Origin of the sequence: Inquilinus sp. CAU 1745, assembly GCF_039839375.1 — a bacterium.
Taxonomy (GTDB): Bacteria; Pseudomonadota; Alphaproteobacteria; order DSM-16000; family Inquilinaceae; genus JBDOQU01.
Genome location: NZ_JBDOQU010000019.1, coordinates 1 through 16,162, shown reverse-complemented (window position 1 = coordinate 16,162; position 16,162 = coordinate 1). Strand labels below are relative to the sequence as shown.

The following is a 16,162-nucleotide window of genomic DNA, read 5'->3' as shown; positions in this document are numbered from 1 at the left end:
TCAATGGTTCTCGTCGTTGAGGTGACAGGCGGAGAGCCGCCCGGGGGCGATCTCCTTCAGCGCCGGACGTTCGCGACGGCAGCGCTCGGTCGCGAACGGGCAGCGGGGATGGAAATGGCAGCCGGACGGCGGGGCCATGGGCGAAGGAATCTCGCCCTTGATCGGCTCGAACCGGCGGCGACCGACGCTGATTCGCGGCATCTCCGCCAGCAGCGCCCGGGTGTAGGGATGGTTCGGCTCACGGAACAGCTCATCCGTCGGCGCGCTTTCCACGACGCGCCCCAGATACATGATCACCGTCCGGTCGGAGATATGCTCGACCACGCCCAGATCATGGCTGATGAACAGGTAGGTCAGGTCGAACTCTTCACGCAGCTTCATGAAGAGGTTGAGGACCTGGGCCTGGATCGACACGTCCAGCGCGGCGACGGCTTCGTCGCAGACCAGGAATTCCGGCTTCACCGCCAGCGCCCGGGCGATGCCGATCCGCTGCCGCTGTCCGCCGGAGAACTGATGCGGATAGCGCCGCCTGTAGGCCGGGTCGAAGCCGACGCGCAGCAGCACGTCGTCGATGTAATCGTCAAGCTCGGCCCGGCCGACGACGCCATGGTAGAGCGGCGCCTCGCCCACGATCTCCCGCACCCGCTTGCGCGGGTTGAGGGACGCGAACGGGTCCTGGAAGACCATCTGGACGGCGACCTTGGCGGCCCTGGCCTCCACGCCGGACAGGGAGGCAGTCTCCCGCCCGCGGAACTTCACGCTGCCGCTGGTCTGGGGCAGGATTCCGGCGACGATCCGGCCCAGCGTGGACTTTCCGCAGCCGGATTCGCCGACGAGTCCCACCACCTCACCCTTGGCGATGCTGAGGTCGACGCCGTCCAGCGCATGCACCACCCGCCGGTCGATCCGCGCGCCCAGCCGGCTGGCGATCTTTTCCGCCAGCCCGGCCTTGCGGGAAAACCGCTTGGCGACGGAGTCGAGTTCGATCAATGCGTCTGTCATCACGCGCCCTCGACCAGCGGATGGAAGCAGCGGACGGCATGTCCTTCTATTGGCGTCGTCTCGGCCGGGGTTTCCTCGCATTGCTCCGTCGCGCGATTGCATCGCGGGCGGAACGGGCAGCCCTTCGGCAGGTCGAGGAGAGAGGGCGTCATGCCGGGGATCTGGTTCAGCATCGCGCCCCGCCGGTTGCGGCTGGGGACCGAATCCATCAGCCCGCGCGTATAGGGGTGGAGCGGATGTTCGATCACCTGCGCCGCGTCGCCGCTGTCGACGATGCGGCCGGCGTACATCACCGCGATCTTGTCTGCGAGGCCGGAGACGACGGCGAGATCATGGGTGATCCAGATGAGCGCCGTGCCCGACCGCTCGCAGAGCTTCTGCACCTCGAACAGGATCTGCGCCTGGATCGTCACGTCCAGCGCCGTCGTCGGCTCGTCCGCCACGATCAGGTCCGGCGAGTGCAGCAGAGCGATGGCGATCGCCACACGCTGGCGCATGCCGCCGGAGAACTGGTGCGGATAGGCCTTCAGCCTTTCCTCCGGAGAGGCGATGCCGACCTGCCCCAGCGCGTCGCGAGCGCGTTCCACGGCGGCGCGGTGACCGACCCTCTCATGGGCCTGTATCGCCTCCACCATCTGCGTCTCGATCCGCAGGACGGGGTTCAGCGTCATCATCGGATCCTGGAAGATCATCGCGATCCGCCGGCCGCGGAGCTGGCGCAGCCTGCTTTCGCGAACGCCGACAAGTTCCTGCCCCTGAAAGCGGACTGAAGAACCTTCGATAATGCGTCCCGGCTCGTCCACCAGACCGAGGATGGAGAAGCCCGTCACCGACTTGCCGGAGCCGGATTCGCCCACGAGCCCCAGCACCTCGCCGCGCCCGACCGTGAAGCTGACCCCGTCCACCGCCTTGACCACGCCGGCGCGCGTGAAGAAGTGCGTGCGCAGGTTTTCGACCGCCAGGGTCGCGTCATTCGTGCCCATCGCCGCCGTCCTATCTCTGAAGCCGGGGGTTGAGGACGTCGCGCAACTGGTCGCCGACCAAGTTGATGCTGACGATCGTGATCACCAGTGCGATGCCGGGATAGATGCTGATCCACATATGGCCGCTCAGCAGGTAGTCGAAGCCGTTGGCGATCAGCATGCCCAGCGACGGCTCCGTCACCGGAACGCCGACGCCGAGGAAGCTGAGCGTCGCCTCCAGCGCGATCGCGTGGGCGACCTGGACCGTGGCGACCACGATCAGCGGCGGCAGGCAGTTCGGCATCAGGTGGCCGAGCACGATGCGCCGATGATCAAGGCCGAGGCAGGTCGCCGCCTCGATATATTCCCGCTTCCTTTCGACCAGCGCGGCGCCCCGGATCGTGCGGGCGTAGTAGGCCCACTGCACCGCGACCAGCGCGATCACCACCTTGTCCACCCCCTTGCCGAGAATGGCGAGCAGGATCAGCGCCAGCAGGATCGACGGAAAGCCGAGCTGCAGATCGACGACCCGCATCACCAGCGAATCGACCTTGCCGCCGAAATAGGCGGCGGTGAGGCCGGCGACGATGCCGATGGCCAGCGCGATGACCGTACTGGAGACGCCGACGCCTAAGCTGACGCGCAGCCCGTAGAGGATCGCGCTCAACATGTCGCGCCCCTGATCGTCGGTGCCCAGCCAGTAGACCATGCCCTCGAAGCTTTCCGACCCCGGCGGCAGCATGCCGTCGAGGATGCTGAGCTGCGCCAGATCGTAGGGATTCTGCGGCGCCACCAGAGGAGCGAACACAGCCAGAAGAATCAGCAGGACGAAGATTGCGAGGCTGGCGACGGCGATCTTGCTGCGCGCGAAGTCCCGGACGATGCGCCCCAGCGGCGTCTCGCCCCGGCCCGGCTTGGGACCGGTGGCTACGTCGGTCATGACGATTCTCCGGTGAGCCGGACCCTGGGATCCAGGAGCGAATAGATCAGGTCGACGATGAAGTTGATCGCGACGAAGAGGACGACGGTGAGCATCAGGTAGGCGACGACCACCGGCCGGTCGAGATGGAGGATGCTGTCGATCAGAAGCTTGCCCATTCCGGGCCAGGCGAAGACCGATTCCGTCACCACCGCGAAGGCGATGACCGACCCCAGCTCCAGCCCCAGCACCGTGACCACCGGGATCAGCATGTTCTTCAGCACATGGACGAGGACGATGCGCCGGGAGGTCAGCCCCTTGGCCCGGGCGAAGCGGATATAGTCCTGCTGGATCACCTCCCGCGTTCCCGCCCGCGCCAGCCGGATCACCAGCGAGGTCTTGAAGAGGGCGAGGTTGACCGCCGGGAGGATCAGGTGAGAGAGGCCGTCGAGGGTGAGGAAGCTGACGGGGACGCCGAGAAGCTCCACCGTCTCGCCGCGCCCGGTCGCCGGCAGCCAGCCCAGCTTGACCGCGAATATGACCATCATCAGCAACCCGACCCAGAAGGTCGGCAGGCTGAATCCCAGAATGGAGCCGGCCATGATCGACTTGCCGGCAACGCCGTTCGGCCGCAGCCCGGCGATGATGCCGAGCGGAATGCCGACCAGGATGGCGATCAGCATGGCCGTAAATGCCAGTTCCATCGTGGCCGGAAGCCGGTCGAGGATCAGCGTCACCGCGGACACGTTATGGACGAAGGAAACGCCGAGATCGCCCTGGATGGCGTTGGCCAGGAACACCCAGAGCTGTTCATGCAGCGGCCGGTCGAGCCCCAGCCGGGCGACGGCCGCGGCGATCTCCTCCTGGGTGGCGTCGGGGCTGATCATCAGAGCGATCGGGTCGCCGATCGCGTAGACGCCCAGAAAGACGATCACCGCCATCACCACCATCACGGCAATGCTCTGGAAGGTGCGGTTGATGAGGTAGACAAGCACGTCTTCGAGTTCCTGTGCTGCCTGTTGAGCGGGCGTGGGGCTTCCTGGACGTCATGTCCGGCAGGGAAGGAGGCGGGCGGCGCCGGGTGGGAAACTGGCGACCGCCCGCCTTCTCCGGTCATCCCCTCCCCCCATTGAAGGAGGGAGGGGGTTGGCGCAACGGCGTTATTCGACCGCCGTGATGCCGGTGACCAACGTCATCTGGTCGACGCGCGGCTCATAGCTGAGCCCCTTACGCATCGCCCAGGGCGTCACTTCGTAGTGGATCGGCAGGATGCCGTAATCCTGGATCACCAGCGCACCCGCCTCCTGAAGCAGCGCCTCACGCGCTGCGTCGTCGACGGTCCGGAGTGCTTCCGTCAGCGCGGCGTCCATCTCCGGGTTGGAGTAGCGGCCGCGGTTGGTGCCGCCATACCCGATCTCCGGGTTGGGGGTGGCGACCAGCGCCTTCAGCGGCGAGGAGGCCTCGCCCGTGCCGCTCGACCAGCCCGCCAGGTAGGTGCTGAACTCGTAATTGTTCCTGCGGGAGAAGAAGACGCTCTTGGTCTGGGCGTCGACGGTCACGTCGATGCCGATCCGCGCCCACATCTGGGCCACCGCCTGGGCGATCCGCTCATCGTTGATGTAGCGATCGTTGGGGGTGCCGAGCACCAGCCCGAAGCCATCCGGATAGCCGGCATCGGCCAGAAGCTGCTGCGCGCCTTCCGGATCGTAGGGCTCGACCTCCAGTTCCTCATTGTAGCCGAACAGGCCGGGGGCTACGAGCTGGCTCGCCGGCTCGGCGACGCCGCCCATGATCCGCGCGGCGATGGCCTCGCGGTTGATCGCCTTGGACAGCGCCTCGCGGACCCGTACGTCCTGGAGCGGGTTCTGATCCCCGGTCCCGGTGATGCCGGGCGAGGTGTTGGAGAACTGGTCCATGTGGATGTAGATCACCCGGTTGGACAGGCCCTGAACGACGGTAACGTCGTCCCTGTCCCGCAACATCTCCAGATCCTGGAGCGGCGGGTTCTCGATCAGATCGACGTCGCCGGCCAGCAGCGCAGCGACCCGCGGGCCGTCCTCGGTGATGGGACGCATCTCCACGCGGTCCCATTCCGGCTGCTCGCCCCAGTAATCTTCGTTGGCCTCAAGGACGATGCGGGCGCCCCGCACGAATTCGACGAACTTGTAGGGGCCCGTGCCGACCGCCAGTTCGCCGCTGTTGAAGGCCTCCGTCTCCGGGTATTCGCTCACGCCCTCGCAACCGTCGGGACCGAACGTCACCTCGCCCACGCCCGCCGTCTCGGCGGAAATGATCCCGAAGGTGCTGAGATCGTTGGCCAGCAACGGATAGGGTTCGGCCGTGTGGATGATCAGCGTGTAGGGGTCCGGCGTCTCGACCGCCTGGATGGCCTTGGAATAGACGGCGAAGGAGGACGGGCTGTTCGGAACGTTGGGGATGCGGCAGAAGGTGAAGACCACATCGTTGGCCGTGAAGTCCGTGCCGTCATGGAATTTCACGCCCTCGCGGAGCTTGAATTCCCAGGTCGTGTCGCTGGTCGGTTCCCAGGAGACGGCGAGTTCCGGCGTCAGGGTCTGGTTTACATCCTGACCGATCAGCCCTTCGAAGATATGACGTCGCAGGGCGTTGTTCGGCGTCAGGTTGTGATAGTGCGGGTCGATCGAGCTAGGTTCGGCGGCGAGGCCGATGGTGAGCTCCTGCGCCGCGGCGGTGCCGGCGGACGCGACCATGACGCCGGCCAGCGTGGCGGCCGCGAGATATCGTCGCTTCATTAATCTTCCTCCCTTGATTCATCGGTTCGATGACGAGTTTTCGCGCCTTGTTCTCGCGGGCGCTTCCGTCCGATCAGGTCAAGGTAGAAGCCGCACATCCATAGCGTCAAATTCGTTTTATTTCTCTTTTCATACGGAAATGCTATGAACCGCCGATGACACTCAAGGTCCGGCAGATCGAGGCGTTCCGCGCCGTGATGCTCACAGGCAGCGTGACCGCCGCCAGCGATCTGCTGGCGATATCACAGCCTTCCGCCAGCCGGCTGATCGCCGATCTGGAGCAGGCGACGGGACTTCCTCTCTTCATCCGCGACAAGCGCCGGCTGACGCCGACGCCCGAAGCGCTGCTGCTGCTGGAGGAGGTCGACCGGCTGTTCCTCGGCCTCGACACGATTACCGAACGGGTCCGACAGATCCGCGACCGGGGTAGCGGGCAACTCCGCCTCGCCTGCCTGCCCACCTTCTCGTCCAGCTTCCTGCCGAAGGTGGTGAAATCCTTCGCCGACGCGCATCCCGATGTTGCGCTGACCGTGGTGACGCGCGGATCGGGCGTGGTGGTCGACTGGGTCGCGGACCGCCGCGTCGATTTCGGGATCGCCATCCGCCCGACCGACCTGCCGGGGGTGGAGAGCGAGCTTCTGATCGACACGGCGCTGGTCTGCGCCATGCCGGCCGGCCACCGGCTGGCGCGGAAGAAGGTGATCGAGCCGCACGATCTGGACGGCGAGGATTTCATCGGCCTCAACGACGACCGCCTGTCCTGGGACCGCGCCGACCAGATATTGGGGGAAGCCGGCGTCCGGCCGAAGATCAGGGTCACGACCCAGCGGGCCTATGTCGCCTACGGCCTTGTGGCCGAAGGGCTGGGCGTGGCGTTGATAGAGCCGTTCACCGCGCCGCTGTTCTACGGCCGGGGCGTCGTCGCCCGCCCCTTCCGCCCGCGCATCCCGCTACAGTTCCACCTCTTCTTCCCGATCGCCCGCCCGCGATCCGCGATGGTGCGAAGCTTCTGCGGCTATCTCACCCACCATGTGCGGGAACATGCACGGGGATTGCCGGGGGGTTGAGGAATTGTTCTGGCGCTTCCGCCTGCTTCCGCGCATGACAGAGGTTCACCACCTCTATCTTCGGCAGATCATCGGATGTATGATTCCAGTCCCTTCTTGGAGGGACGAGCCATGCCGATGTATCTGACGCGTTTCAGTTACACGCCCGAAACCTGGGCACGCTTGGTGAAGAATCCCGAGGATCGACGCGCGGCGGCGCGCCAGTACATCGAATCCGTGGGCGGCAAGTTGCACGGCTTCTGGTACGCCTTCGGCTCGCGCGACGGCTACAATCTCTGGGAAGCGCCTGACAACGTGTCGATGGCCGCCGTGGCCATTGCCATCGGCGGGGGCGGTGCGCTTTCGAAGTTCGAAACCACGCCGCTTTTGTCGGTCGAGGAAACGCTTGATGCGCTCAGTCGCGCCCAGTCGATCGGCTACAGGAAGCCCGGCGCTTGACGCCCCTCCCGTCATCGAGTTTCGCCAGCGATAGCATGGGCGTCGCAGAGTACACGCATGAGGAAATGGTGACACCTGCCATTCCCGTCGTGATCGCCACGGCCCGCACCGGGATGTCTGGCATCGCTCACTCGACCCGGTCGATGCCCGAAACCGGCCAGCGACGCCAACTGGGAGTGTCCGGGTATGCAGCGAACCATCATCCTCGCGGCTCTCGCTCTCGCGGCCCTCGTCGTCGCGGCCGCAATCCGGACGGCGCCCCTGGAAGCCCAGGATGAAATCGACTTCGTCCTTATAGAAGGCGGCAGCTTCCTCATGGGGTCCGAGCAGCACTATCCCGAGGAGGGGCCGAGGCGGCGCGTCACCGTCGATCCCTTCCTGATCGGCCGCACCGAAGTGACAAACGCCCAGTTCGCCGCTTTCGTCGAGGCGACCGGCTACGTCACGACCGCCGAGCGCAGCATCGACCCCGCCCTGCACCCGACCTGGCCGGAGGAACTGCTTGTCCCCGGCTCCATGGTATTCGCGCAGCCGTCTGGGCCCGTCGACATGTCCGACATGACCGGCTGGTGGCGCTACGTGCCGGATGCCGACTGGCGTCACCCGTCCGGTCCCGGCAGCACGATCGAGGGGCTGGAGGATCACCCCGTCGTCCAGGTCTCGCCCGAGGACGCCGAAGCCTATGCCGCCTGGGCCGGCGGCAGGCTGCCCACGGAGGCTGAATGGGAATTCGCCGCCCGCGGCGGGCTGGAGGGTGCGGCCTATAGCTGGGGAGAGACATACGACCCGTCGCAGGGGTGGAAGGCCAACAGCTGGCAGGGGCCTTTCCCCGCCGTCGATCTGGTCAAGGACGGGCATCACGGCACCGCGCCCGTGGGATCGTTCCAGCCGAACGGGTACGGGCTGTCGGATATGGCGGGCAATGTGTGGGAATACGTGACGGACTGGTGGGTGCCGGGCCACCCTTCCACGGAGCAGAGAAATCCCTCAGGTCCTCCGGAAATGCTGGCCGTCCGGTTCGCCAGCCCGGATATCGGCGCGATGCGGGTCGTCAAGGGCGGCTCGTGGCTCTGCGCGCCATCCTACTGCCTGCGATATCGCCCGGCGGCGCGGCAGCCGGCGGAGCGCGGCGTCGGCTCCAACCACATCGGCTTCCGGATAGCGATGGACGTCGAATGAATTCACATCCGGCAAGAACCCAGACACGGAGGATGTCATGATCAGCATATCCCGGACCCTCGCCATGGCTTCCACACTCGCGCTGCTCGGATGCGCCGGCGGCAACCCGCTCGACACCGGCACGGACGCCGAGCGCGCCGCCGCCTTGCAGACCGAATGCCGGAGCGCGCTCAACGAGCTCTATGCCGAAGCGCCGCAGGCCCGGAGCATCGCCGAGGATTCCGAGGGCGTCCTTGTGTTCCCGAACGTCGTGAAGGCAGGTCTGGTCATCGGCGGCGAGAGCGGCAATGGCTGCCTGATTCAGAACGGCGAGATCGTGGACTACTACAACAAGAGCGGCGGATCGTTCGGCTTCCAGGCCGGCGCCCAGAGCCGCTCCGAAGTCCTGATGTTCATGAGCGACGCCGCGCTCGACAAGCTGGAAAACCGCGCGGGGCTGGAGTTCGGCGTCGATGCGTCGGCGGCGGTCGTCGAGGTCGGAGCCGGCGGCGCGATCGACACCACCAACATCAACAGCGACATCCTTGCCTTCATCTTCGGCGAGGCAGGGCTTATGGCGGCCGCCACGCTCGAGGGCTCCAAGGTGACCAAGCTCGACTGGACAAGCTGACCAGCCAGGGCGTCGGCGGCGGCATGGAGAAGAGAACGTCGATGGGTTGCATCTGGTACGGCGCAGCGATCCTCCTGAGCCTTGCCAGCGCAAGCGCCGCGGCACAGGACGCGACGCGGCCCCGAGGGGCTGAGCATCCGCGCGATCGTGACGTTCCTGTTCCCCCGATGAGCGGCGATCGGAAATTCCTGATCGTGCCGGCCATTCTTCTGATCCTCGCCGGTTGCGGCGATCCGCTGCCGCGCCTGAACGCGGTGCCCGCCGCCGAGGAGGAAAAGGCGACCATTCCCGACATGGCCGACATCCGCTATTGGGGCGATAATGCCGATCCGGCGGCTTTCATCCAGGCGACCGAAGACGCCTATGACCGCGAACTGGCGCTGTATGGCGGCACGGAGCATCAGGACGCGCTCCCCCCGGCGCACTTCCTGGCGATCTCCGGCGGTGGAGAGAACGGCGCCTTCGGCGCTGGCCTGCTGGTGGGCTGGACGGCGGCGGGTACGCGGCCGACGTTCAAGGGCGTCACCGGCATCAGCACGGGCGCGCTCACCGCGCCCTTCGCCTTCCTCGGCCCCGCCTATGACGATGAGCTCAAGGAGGTCTACACCACGATCTCCGCCAAGGACGTGCTTCAGCCGCGCGGCTATCTCGCGGTCGTGTTCCAGGACGCCATCGCCGACAACACGCCGCTCCGGCGAACGATCGCCCGCTATGTCGATCAGGCGATGCTCGATGAGATCGCCGCCGAGCATGCGAAGGGGCGGATTCTCCTGATCGGGACCACGAACCTGGATGCGCGACGGCCGGTAATCTGGGATATCGGCAAGATTGCCGCGAGCGGCCATCCGGGGGCGCTCGATCTGGTCCGGGACATACTGGTCGCCTCGGCGGCGATCCCGGGTGCCTTTCCGCCGGTGATGATCGATGTCGAACTCGACGGCCGGACATACGAGGAGATGCATGTCGATGGCGGCGCCAGCGCGCAGGTGTTCGTGTACCCGCCATCGATCGACATACATGCGCGCGACGCCGAGAGAGGCATCGAACGGGAACGCCACCTCTACGTCATCCGCAACGCCCGGCTCGATCCGGACTGGGCGCAGGTCGAGCGGCGCACCTTCAGCATTCTAGAACGCACGGTTTCGTCGCTGATCCAGACCCAGGGGTGGGCGACCTCTACCGAATCTACCTGGCCGCGCAGCGCGACGATATCGACTTCAACCTCGCTTATATGCCAGAAAGTTTCACGACCCCGCCCGAGGAGCCGTTCGACACCGAATATATGCGTGAGCTTTTCCAGGTCGGGTACGACATGGCCATCCATGGCTACCCCTGGGCCAAGGCCCCGCCCGGCTACGCGGCGCCGCAGGTCGAGCCGCCCCTGCCCGCGCCCACGCATGACCCACGGCCCATCGCGGCCGGTAATCCAGGCTAGACAACCGAATGGGGATTACGATGAAAGCCCTCAAGACCCTCCTGATATCGTCCATGATCGTGGCGGCGGCCGGCGCCGCCCATGGCCAGATGGGATTCAGCGCCGCCGGGGCCGGTATTGAGCTCAGCGACGCAGACAGGGGATTGCTGGAGCAATCGATCCATTCCGTGCTCCAGGCCGGCGAGGTCGGCGCGGTGGATTCCTGGCAGAATCCCGAAACCGGAATTTCGGGGCAATCCACGCTCCTGGAGACCTACACCGAGGGCGACACGTCCTGCGGCCGGGTCGACTTCCAGATCAAACGGCGCGATCGGGTCGCACTGTTCGACCTTCGGTTCTGCCAGCGGCCGGACGGCACCTGGGGCATCGCCGGATGAACGATGCGTCGAGGGCGAGATGGCCGGCAAGATGGCAGGCGGGCGGCCGCGCGGCGCTGCTGGGCCTCGTCCTGCTGCTGGGCGTCGGTTCGGCAGAGGCGGCCGACGCCGATGTCGCGGCCCCGCCGCCCGATGGCCAGACCGATGGTCGGGTCGACGCGCTGCTTCAGGCATTTCCGCAGGGCATGACGCCGGAGCAGCTCGACGCGACGCTGGCCGTCATGGACGATCAGGCGGTCCGCGACGCGCTGCGCGACCGTCTTCTGGCCGAGATCGACCGGCGGTCCGCCGCGCCGCCGGCGGAGATGCCGCTGGCGTTCTACGGCCGGCGGCTTGAATGGATCGCCGCCGCCTATCCGGGCTTGCCCACGGCCATGGCCGATGCCTTCGCCCGGCCGCACGGGCAAGACGCGCCGGTCAGCCCGCGCCGCCTGATCCTGGGGCTCGCCCTCATCCTCGGCGTCGGGACCGTGGTCATGCTGCTCGTCCGGCGAATCTTCGCCGCGCGCCGGCGGCGGCTGGCGGTGCGGCCGGACATGCGTCGCGCGCAGAAACTATCGTATCAAGGCTTGCGCCTGATCCTCGACTTGATCGAGATCGCTGCCTTCCTGGCCGGCGCCCTGATCGCCTATGCGCTGATGCGGCCGCCCCACCCGGCGGCGCCGGCGATCCTGTTCCTGGTGCTGAACGCCGCGACCGTCGTACTCGTTGTCGAACGGGCCGCCACCTTTCTCTGCGACCCGCGACAGCCGGACCTGCGGCTCATTCCCATCGCGGACGCCCCTGCCCGCGCCCTGCACCGGACCATCGTCACCGTCGTCCTTTTGACGGTGGTCGTCGCGACGATCGTCCGGCTCTTCGCCACGCTCGGCATGGCGCCCGACGCCACGATCGCGCTGGCGCTGCCTTTGAGCGTCATCCCGTTCGCCTATCTCCTGACGCTTATCTGGCGCCACCGCCACGCGATCACGACGGCGATCGCCGACCGGCTGAGGCTCGACCTGCGGGATGCGCCGATTCTCGGGGCCTGGCCGGTCATGGCGACCGCCTATCTGTGCGGCCTCTGGGTGGTCGTCGCCGACGCCGCGATCCGCCAGCAGCCGGAGACCGGAGTACGGGCGCTGACGAGCCTGCTGATCGTCGTCGCCGTGCCGATCCTGGCGTTGCTGATCCAGAGCCCGATCGTCCGGTTCTACGAGGGGAGTTCCGCCGGGCCGGCCGCCGCGGACCAGCCGCCCGCGATGGACGAGTACGGCGACCCCCTGCCGACGGCCTCGGCCGCGCCCGCCGATCCCGGCGCGGCAGGCCATGTCAACCGGCTGATGCGCGCGGTGTGGGTGGTGCTGATCTTCCTCGCCGTGATTCTAACAGCGCGGCTCTGGGGCTATGATCCGTCGCAGCATGAAGGCTTCGCCGGCATTGCGGTGCGCGCCCTGTTCCAGATCGGCATCGTGCTGCTGCTGGCCTATGTCGGCTGGGCGCTGATCGTCCATTGGATCGACCGCACGCTGGACCGCGCCAGCCAGAGGGATGACGAAATCCGCGCCCATCGGCTGGCGACGCTTCTTCCCCTGCTGCGCAAGTTCCTGCTGGTCGTCATGATCATCGTCGTGGCGATGGTCATGCTGTCGTCGCTCGGCATCGAGATCGGGCCGCTCCTCGCCGGGGCCGGGGTCGTGGGGCTTGCGATCGGGCTCGGCGCGCAATCGACGATCGCCAACATCCTGGCCGGCGTGTTCTTCCTGCTCGAAGACGCGTTCCATATCGGCGACTATGTCGAGGTTGGCTCGCTACGCGGGACGGTCGAGGGAATCTCGCTACGGTCCCTGAGGCTGCGCCACCATCGCGGCGCGGTGCATACGCTGCCCTTCGGGCAGATTCCCGCGCTGACCAACTACACGCGCGACTGGGCGCTGGTCAGGCTGGAATTCCGGGTTTCACCGGAAACTGATCTCGCGCTGGTGAAGAAGCTGGTCAAGGATATCGGCAAAGAACTTTCCGCCGATCCGGAGCTTGGCCCGTCCTTCATCCAGCCGCTGAAGTCCCAGGGCGTGCGCCGGGTGGAGGACAACGCGCTGATCGTCGGCATCAAGTACATCGCCAAACCCGGCCAGCAGTTCGTCATTCGCCGCGAGGCCTACAGCCGCCTGATCCAGGCGTTCAACGACCATGACATCGACCTGGTCGGCCAGGGCGTCGTGGTCAAGGTCGAAGGACAGGATGCGCTGAGCCAGGTTGTCGGGGCGGCCGCGTCCGGAGCGATCAAAGAGGGCGAACAGAAAAAGACCGACATGCCCTGAGGGAGCAGACCAAGCATCGTGAGGAGGCACAGATGAGACCCGATCGTTGCTGCATTTGGCTGACCGTTGCGGCGTTGCTCGCGATGACGCCGGCATGGAGTTCGGCGGCGCACGGCCAGACGGCGGATCCGGCGGCCGACAGCGCGCTGGCCCAAGACCTCCGCACGCTGGTCGCCCCGGTCGCCTTCTATCCCGACGACCTTCTGGCCCTGATCCTGCCGGCGAGCACCTTTCCGGCGGAAATCGTGCAGGCGGCGCGCCTTCTCGATGCGCGGCAATCGGATCTGACCCTCGAACCGGATCCGGCCTGGGACCCGTCGACCATCGCGCTGCTCAACTACCCCGACGTGGTCACGCAGATGAATGAGGATCTTGCCGGAACGGTCGAGCTGGGAGAGGCAGTGCTGGCCGATCCGCAGGCGGTGTTCGACACGATCCAGACCCTGCGGCAGGAGGCCTTCGACGCCGGCTATCTGGAGACCTCCGATACGACGGTGGTGGTCGACCAGGGCGACACGATCATCGTCCAGCCGGCGGACCCGGAGGTGATCGCCGTGCCGAGCTACGACCCCGCACCCGTCATTATCAACCAGTACTCCACCGCGCCGCCCGTCATCTACGGAGCGCCCCAGCCGGTCTACTGGAACCCGGCCGCGCCGTTCTTCACGGGGCTGTTCTTCGGTTCGGCGATCGGGTTCGCGCTCGACTGGGACGACGACGATATCGATATCGACATCGATCGGGCCGATATCGACCTGAACGATATCGACATCGATCGCAACCGCGTCGAACGGATCAACAACAGCTTCGATGGCGAGCGGCGCGACGTGGACAATCTGCGCGGCCGCGTCGGCGACGACGGGCGGGTTTCCTGGCGCGCGGAACGGGACCGGCCCCAGCTCTCCGACGCACAGCGCCGGTCCCTGGACCAGCGGGCCCATGGGCTGGCGCCCGTCCGTGCCGTTAATAATCAGTCCCCGATCCGGATGGAGAGGACATGGGACGGTGTCGGTCAGCGCGCCGACGACGGCCGGATCGGCAACGCCGCGCCCCAGCGCCAGCAACATATCGGCCGGCCGACCGAGCGCCGCGAGGCCGTCCAGCAGTCCGCGCGCGGTCATCAGGCCGTGGATCAGCGCCGACAGGCGCCGGACCGGCGCGCAGCCGCACCGCAGCGGGAGCGGCGGGCCGACGCATCGGTGCACCGTTCCATGGGTCCCATGGGCAACCCGGATGTCGGGCGCGTGGCGCAAAGCCATTCGGCGCGCGGCGGCCATGCGGTTCGTGGGCGCGGCCGCCGCTAGAGTCGTGGAGAAGGAGGAACTCAGATGAGACGGACGTTCAGGTTCCCGCGATGGTCATCCTGCATCGCGGTAGCATTTGCGGCGTTGACGGCAATGCCGTCGATCGCACAGGAAAGTTTCGAGACCCCCGATGCTGCCGCGTCGGCTCTGGTCGAGACATTCCGATCGGGCGATCTTGACCGGCTCTTCGCGGTGCTCGGCAGCGCCCATCGCGATGCGCTCGTCGCCGACGATCCCGAGGGCCTGCGGGCGAACATGGCCGTGCTCGCCGATGCCGCCGCCGAGCAGATGTCGCTCGAACCCGATGGCGAGGACGCCATGATCCTGGTCCTCGGACCGCGGGACTGGCCATCGCCGATCCCGCTCATCCGCCGGGGCGGGAAATGGAGTTTCGACACCGGAGCCGGGATCGAGGAAATCCGGATCCGTCGGATCGGCGCCAACGAGTTGCAGGCGATCGAGGTCGCGCGGCGGTTCATCGGCGCCCAGGCCGTCTATGCGGCGGAGGATCGCGATGGTGACAGGGTTCTGGAATACGCCCAGCAGATCCTCAGCAGCCCCGGCCTGCGGGACGGCTTGTATTGGCCGGGCGAGGATCCCGCCGATCAGAGCCCGTTCGGCCCCTATGTGGCCGAACTCGGCGCGGATCCATCGGCCCGGGCGCGGGAGGAGCCGTTCCACGGCTACGCGTTCCGGATCCTCACCCGGCAGGCGGACGGCGTGCCGGGCGGGCGCTACGACTACGTCATCAACGGCAACATGATCGCGGGCTTCGGGCTTCTGGCGGTGCCGGCGCGCTATGGCGAGACCGGCGTGACGACCTTCCTGGTCAGCCATCACGGGACGGTGTGGGAGAAGGATCTGGGGCCGGAAACCGCGCTCCTTGCCGCCGCGATCCAGGAGGTTCGTTTCGACGAAAGCTGGGAGGCGGTCGAGGAATAGATTCTTTCGGACAGGCTTCTAGAGGAACCTGCCCCACGGGGAGGTCACGATGCAGGCGGTTGTCTCATTCGTCCGGACGACCCTCGTGGGCGGCGTCCTGTTCCTTGTGCCGGTCGTGCTCGCGGCGCTCATCCTCCGCGAGGCGGCGCAGTTCGCCATGCGCATCCTCCGGCCCTTCACGCGGCTGGCGCCGAGCGACACCGTCGCGGGGATCGCGATCATCGAGTTGCTGGCGATCGCGGCGCTCATCGCGCTCTGCTTCCTGGCCGGCCTGATCGCGGGGACGAAGGCCGGCCACGCCGTCGGCCATCGGCTCGAATACGCGGTCCTGCGGCGCATCCCCGGTTTCATGTTCCTCCGTACCGTGATGGCCAGCATGGTGGGTCTGGAGACGAATTCGGGCCTGTCCGTCGCGCTGGCCTCGATCGAGGATGCCTGGGTGCTGAGCTTCGTGATCGAACGCCACCCGAACGGCCTCGCGACCGTCTTCGTCCCGAGCGCGCCGACCCCAGCCGCCGGCTATCTCCCCGAAGACCGGATTCGCCCGCTCGACGTGCCCGTCTCGGCCGCCATGGCCTGCATCACCCGGCTCGGCGTCGGCTCGATAGATTTGCTCGAGAAAGCCGGGCTGGCGCATGAGATACAGCCGGCTGGCCCGGCGCCAGATTCCGACGAACAGGGCATCCGGACAAGCGAAAGCCCGCTAGATCGTTGATCTAACGGGCTTGGAATTTGGTTGCGGGGACAGGATTTGAACCTGTGACCTTCAGGTTATGAGCCTGACGAGCTACCGGGCTGCTCCACCCCGCGTTGGTGCTCTTGGCATGGGCCCCGGCTTTCGCCGGGGTGTAACGTC

General features: G+C 66.8%; 15 protein-coding genes and 1 tRNA gene. 10 read left to right on the top strand and 6 right to left on the bottom strand.

Going from position 1 to position 16,162, the window contains the following annotated elements:
- From AAFN89_RS18495 to AAFN89_RS18475, 5 genes are all read right to left on the bottom strand, one after another.
- Positions 1 to 1,002, bottom strand: coding sequence for an oligopeptide/dipeptide ABC transporter ATP-binding protein (locus AAFN89_RS18495; RefSeq protein ID WP_347540694.1), 1,002 nt, complete (start codon positions 1,000 to 1,002; stop codon positions 1 to 3).
- Positions 1,002 to 1,985: an ABC transporter ATP-binding protein gene (locus AAFN89_RS18490; protein ID WP_347540693.1), complete on the bottom strand. Its 984-nt coding sequence runs from the start codon at positions 1,983 to 1,985 to the stop codon at positions 1,002 to 1,004. Before AAFN89_RS18490 ends, AAFN89_RS18495 begins: the two co-directional genes overlap by 1 nt.
- Before the next feature lie 10 nt (positions 1,986 to 1,995).
- Complete coding sequence (locus AAFN89_RS18485; protein WP_347540692.1) at positions 1,996 to 2,904, bottom strand: ABC transporter permease; 909 nt, start codon at positions 2,902 to 2,904, stop codon at positions 1,996 to 1,998.
- Positions 2,901 to 3,878: an ABC transporter permease gene (locus tag AAFN89_RS18480; protein ID WP_347540691.1), complete on the bottom strand. Its 978-nt coding sequence runs from the start codon at positions 3,876 to 3,878 to the stop codon at positions 2,901 to 2,903. The genes AAFN89_RS18485 and AAFN89_RS18480 overlap by 4 nt, the downstream gene beginning before the upstream one ends.
- Before the next feature lie 165 nt (positions 3,879 to 4,043).
- Entirely contained in the window at positions 4,044 to 5,654 is a 1,611-nt protein-coding gene (locus AAFN89_RS18475; protein WP_347540690.1) for an ABC transporter substrate-binding protein, read from the bottom strand.
- Between the two features lie 155 nt (positions 5,655 to 5,809).
- Between AAFN89_RS18475 and AAFN89_RS18470 the strand changes: the two genes are divergently transcribed.
- The 10 genes from AAFN89_RS18470 to AAFN89_RS18425 all read left to right on the top strand — a co-directional run bounded on the left by AAFN89_RS18470 (position 5,810) and on the right by AAFN89_RS18425 (position 16,021).
- Positions 5,810 to 6,721: a LysR substrate-binding domain-containing protein gene (locus tag AAFN89_RS18470; RefSeq protein WP_347540689.1), complete on the top strand. Its 912-nt coding sequence runs from the start codon at positions 5,810 to 5,812 to the stop codon at positions 6,719 to 6,721.
- Between the two features lie 111 nt (positions 6,722 to 6,832).
- Positions 6,833 to 7,159: a GYD domain-containing protein gene (locus AAFN89_RS18465; RefSeq protein ID WP_347540688.1), complete on the top strand. Its 327-nt coding sequence runs from the start codon at positions 6,833 to 6,835 to the stop codon at positions 7,157 to 7,159.
- 186 nt (positions 7,160 to 7,345) lie between these two features.
- Positions 7,346 to 8,338, top strand: a complete 993-nt coding sequence (locus tag AAFN89_RS18460) for a formylglycine-generating enzyme family protein (RefSeq protein WP_347540687.1) — start codon at positions 7,346 to 7,348, stop codon at positions 8,336 to 8,338.
- A 37-nt stretch (positions 8,339 to 8,375) separates the two neighbouring features.
- Entirely contained in the window at positions 8,376 to 8,948 is a 573-nt protein-coding gene (locus AAFN89_RS18455; protein ID WP_347540686.1) for a lipid-binding SYLF domain-containing protein, read from the top strand.
- A 41-nt stretch (positions 8,949 to 8,989) separates the two neighbouring features.
- Positions 8,990 to 10,504 carry a patatin-like phospholipase family protein gene (locus AAFN89_RS18450; RefSeq protein ID WP_347540685.1) on the top strand — a complete coding sequence of 505 codons (1,515 nt, stop codon included), beginning with the start codon at positions 8,990 to 8,992 and terminating at the stop codon, positions 10,502 to 10,504.
- Positions 10,437 to 10,760, top strand: coding sequence for a hypothetical protein (locus tag AAFN89_RS18445; protein ID WP_347540684.1), 324 nt, complete (start codon positions 10,437 to 10,439; stop codon positions 10,758 to 10,760). The genes AAFN89_RS18450 and AAFN89_RS18445 overlap by 68 nt, the downstream gene beginning before the upstream one ends.
- Positions 10,757 to 13,060 carry a mechanosensitive ion channel family protein gene (locus AAFN89_RS18440; protein WP_347540683.1) on the top strand — a complete coding sequence of 768 codons (2,304 nt, stop codon included), beginning with the start codon at positions 10,757 to 10,759 and terminating at the stop codon, positions 13,058 to 13,060. Before AAFN89_RS18445 ends, AAFN89_RS18440 begins: the two co-directional genes overlap by 4 nt.
- 32 nt (positions 13,061 to 13,092) lie before the next feature.
- Positions 13,093 to 14,364: a DUF3300 domain-containing protein gene (locus AAFN89_RS18435; RefSeq protein WP_347540682.1), complete on the top strand. Its 1,272-nt coding sequence runs from the start codon at positions 13,093 to 13,095 to the stop codon at positions 14,362 to 14,364.
- Positions 14,365 to 14,457: 93 nt separating this feature from the next.
- Entirely contained in the window at positions 14,458 to 15,306 is an 849-nt protein-coding gene (locus tag AAFN89_RS18430; RefSeq protein WP_347540681.1) for a DUF2950 family protein, read from the top strand.
- Between the two features lie 49 nt (positions 15,307 to 15,355).
- Positions 15,356 to 16,021, top strand: a complete 666-nt coding sequence (locus AAFN89_RS18425) for a hypothetical protein (protein WP_347540680.1) — start codon at positions 15,356 to 15,358, stop codon at positions 16,019 to 16,021.
- Between the two features lie 18 nt (positions 16,022 to 16,039).
- Here AAFN89_RS18425 and AAFN89_RS18420 read toward each other — a convergent pair.
- Positions 16,040 to 16,116 (bottom strand) — tRNA-Met (locus AAFN89_RS18420).
- Positions 16,117 to 16,162: the final 46 nt, after the last annotated feature.

Bases quoted from the DNA above. Each gene is read 5' to 3' on its own strand.
- AAFN89_RS18495 (WP_347540694.1), bottom strand. From the start codon at position 1,002: ATGACAGACGCATTGATCGAACTCGACTCCGTCGCCAAGCGGTTTTCC.
- AAFN89_RS18490 (WP_347540693.1), bottom strand. From the start codon at position 1,985: ATGGGCACGAATGACGCGACCCTGGCGGTCGAAAACCTGCGCACGCAC.
- AAFN89_RS18485 (WP_347540692.1), bottom strand. From the start codon at position 2,904: ATGACCGACGTAGCCACCGGTCCCAAGCCGGGCCGGGGCGAGACGCCG.
- AAFN89_RS18475 (WP_347540690.1), bottom strand. From the start codon at position 5,654: ATGAAGCGACGATATCTCGCGGCCGCCACGCTGGCCGGCGTCATGGTC.
- AAFN89_RS18470 (WP_347540689.1), top strand. From the start codon at position 5,810: ATGACACTCAAGGTCCGGCAGATCGAGGCGTTCCGCGCCGTGATGCTC.
- AAFN89_RS18465 (WP_347540688.1), top strand. From the start codon at position 6,833: ATGCCGATGTATCTGACGCGTTTCAGTTACACGCCCGAAACCTGGGCA.
- AAFN89_RS18460 (WP_347540687.1), top strand. From the start codon at position 7,346: ATGCAGCGAACCATCATCCTCGCGGCTCTCGCTCTCGCGGCCCTCGTC.
- AAFN89_RS18455 (WP_347540686.1), top strand. From the start codon at position 8,376: ATGATCAGCATATCCCGGACCCTCGCCATGGCTTCCACACTCGCGCTG.
- AAFN89_RS18450 (WP_347540685.1), top strand. From the start codon at position 8,990: ATGGGTTGCATCTGGTACGGCGCAGCGATCCTCCTGAGCCTTGCCAGC.
- AAFN89_RS18445 (WP_347540684.1), top strand. From the start codon at position 10,437: ATGATCGTGGCGGCGGCCGGCGCCGCCCATGGCCAGATGGGATTCAGC.
- AAFN89_RS18440 (WP_347540683.1), top strand. From the start codon at position 10,757: ATGAACGATGCGTCGAGGGCGAGATGGCCGGCAAGATGGCAGGCGGGC.
- AAFN89_RS18435 (WP_347540682.1), top strand. From the start codon at position 13,093: ATGAGACCCGATCGTTGCTGCATTTGGCTGACCGTTGCGGCGTTGCTC.
- AAFN89_RS18430 (WP_347540681.1), top strand. From the start codon at position 14,458: ATGCCGTCGATCGCACAGGAAAGTTTCGAGACCCCCGATGCTGCCGCG.
- AAFN89_RS18425 (WP_347540680.1), top strand. From the start codon at position 15,356: ATGCAGGCGGTTGTCTCATTCGTCCGGACGACCCTCGTGGGCGGCGTC.